The 2,299-nt window shown below is 61.5% G+C and carries 2 protein-coding genes; one reads left to right on the top strand and one right to left on the bottom strand.

All coding sequences use genetic code 11. The features are described from left to right. Nucleotides 1–40 precede the first annotated feature (40 nt). On the top strand, nt 41–556 hold the full coding sequence (locus tag M3O22_09205) for a CarD family transcriptional regulator (GenBank protein MDP9196917.1): 516 nt from the start codon (nt 41–43) through the stop codon (nt 554–556). Nucleotides 557–759: 203 nt separating this feature from the next. Here M3O22_09205 and M3O22_09200 read toward each other — a convergent pair. Continuing rightward, on the bottom strand, nt 760–2,299 hold a 1,540-nt coding region (locus M3O22_09200; GenBank protein ID MDP9196916.1), incomplete at its 5' end, for a sodium-translocating pyrophosphatase.

Raw genomic sequence — 2,299 nt, 5'->3', positions numbered from 1 at the left:
CCTGAAAACCCTGAACAGAACAGAAGCGGGAGCCGTCCCTATGCCCCAGAAGCTTGATTTTTCCCCCGGTGACCTTGTGGTCTATCCTTCCCACGGGGTGGGGCGACTCGAAAAGATCGAGACATATTCCATCGGCGGCACGGACGTGACTTTCTACGCCATTTTCTTTGAAAACAACCGCATGACCCTGAAGATACCGGTGGGCAAGGCCAAGGCTGCCGGCCTGCGCAGGCTCAGCTCGAAAGACAGGCTGACAGACGCGCTGAAAACCCTGCAGGGCAAGGCGAAGGTGCGCCGCATCATGTGGAGTCGCCGCGCCCAGGAATACGAGGCCAAGATCAATTCCGGCGATCCCGTCCAGGTGGCCGAGGTGGTGCGCGACCTGTACCGCGCCGCCGACCAGCCGGAACAGTCCTACAGCGAGCGGCAGATCTACCAGGCCGCACTGGAACGTCTGGCCCGGGAATATGCCGCCGTGGAAAAGATCGACGGTGAAAAAGCCATCGAGCGCCTGGAAGCCCAGATCAACAAGGCCCGCGGCAAGGTCGCTGCGTAGGTTTGCAGACAATCAGACGGATATGGCTGCCTGACTTCAGGTTTCTGACAGGCAGGCGCAATTTCCCCGGGACAAACCCGTGCATACCTCTTCCCGTCATCCCGACCCTTCGCCGGGATGACGGGAAGAGGTAGCAGCTTCCTGAACAAAAAAGCCCCGGAAAATATTTTCCGGGGCTTTTGTTATCATACCTCTGAGGCTGATCAGACCCCCGTGCACTGCGCCAGTATGGCCAGCAACAGCAGCGCCACGATGTTGGTAATCTTGATCATGGGGTTGATCGCCGGACCGGCTGTATCCTTGTAGGGATCACCGACCGTATCGCCCGTCACCGCCGCCCTGTGGGCCTCGGATCCCTTGCCGCCGAAGTGGCCTTCCTCGATATACTTCTTGGCGTTGTCCCACGCGCCGCCGCCCGAGGTCATGGAAATGGCCACGAACAGGCCCGTCACGATGGTGCCCAGCAGCATGGCGCCCAAGGCCACAAAGGCCTGGTCCCGGTCCGCGATGAACCAGATGGCCCCGAACAGGACAGCCGGCGCCGCCACGGGCAGCAGGGAAGGAATAATCATCTCGCGGATTGCTGCTTTTGTCAGCATGTCCACAGCGCGGCCGTATTCAGGTTTGGCCGTACCTTCCATGATCCCCTTGATCTCACGGAACTGGCGGCGGACCTCTACCACCACGGAAGCCGCCGCACGGCCCACGGCGGTCATGCCCATGGCCCCGAAGAGCCAGGGCAGCATGCCGCCGAACAGCAGGCCTACAAGCACATAGGGATTCTGCAGGTCAAACTGCACATCCACCGAGGGGAAATAGCGATTCAGATCCTCGATATACGCCGCGAACAGGACAATGGCCGCCAGTGCCGCAGACCCGATGGCATAGCCCTTGGTCACAGCCTTGGTGGTGTTGCCCACGGCATCCAGGGCGTCGGTGATGACGCGGATCTCCTTCGGCAGGTCAGACATCTCGGCAATCCCGCCGGCGTTGTCCGTTACCGGGCCATAGGCGTCCAGGGCCACAATCATGCCTGCCAGCGCCAGCATGGTCGTGGCGGCAATGGCAATGCCGTACAGACCGGCGCTGGTATAGGCCAGGATGATACCGCCGATGATGACCAGCGTGGGCAGGGCTGTGGACTCCATGGACACCGCCAGACCCTGGATCACGTTGGTGCCGTGGCCTGTCTCCGAAGCCTTCGCAATGCTGCGCACAGGACGCCAGCCCGTGGCCGTATAGTATTCGGTGATGATGACCAGAAGCCCGGTCACACCCAGACCCGTCAGGACGCAGACCAGCAGATTCATGCCGGTAATGGGGGCGTCCGCATCCCGGAAGATGGGTGAGGTGAAATCAAACATGTACGAGATCAGGGCCGCCACCAGAAGCGCCGACAACCCGCCGCTGACGGCCAGTCCCTTGTACAGGGCTCCCATGATGTTCTTTTTCGGACCCAGTTTCACGAAGAAGGTGCCCGCGATGGAGGCCAGGATGCACACCGCCCCGATCAGCAGGGGGAACATCATCATCTGCTGCTCGATGCCAAAAGGAAACACAATGGCGCCCAGAAGCATGGTGGCCACGATGGTCACGGCATAGGTCTCGAACAGGTCGGCGGCCATGCCGGCGCAGTCGCCCACGTTGTCGCCCACGTTGTCGGCGATCACGGCGGGATTGCGCGGATCATCCTCGGGGATGCCGGCCTCGACCTTGCCCACCATGTCCGCGCCCACATCGGCG

This window comes from Pseudomonadota bacterium (assembly GCA_030775045.1).
GTDB lineage: Bacteria > Pseudomonadota > Alphaproteobacteria > JALYJY01 > JALYJY01 > JALYJY01.
This window is presented reverse-complemented; position numbering and strand designations above follow the sequence as displayed.

What these genes read in the sequence shown, in the direction of transcription:
- M3O22_09205 (MDP9196917.1), top strand. Translation starts at nt 41, where the DNA reads ATGCCCCAGAAGCTTGATTTTTCCCCCGGTGACCTTGTGGTCTATCCT.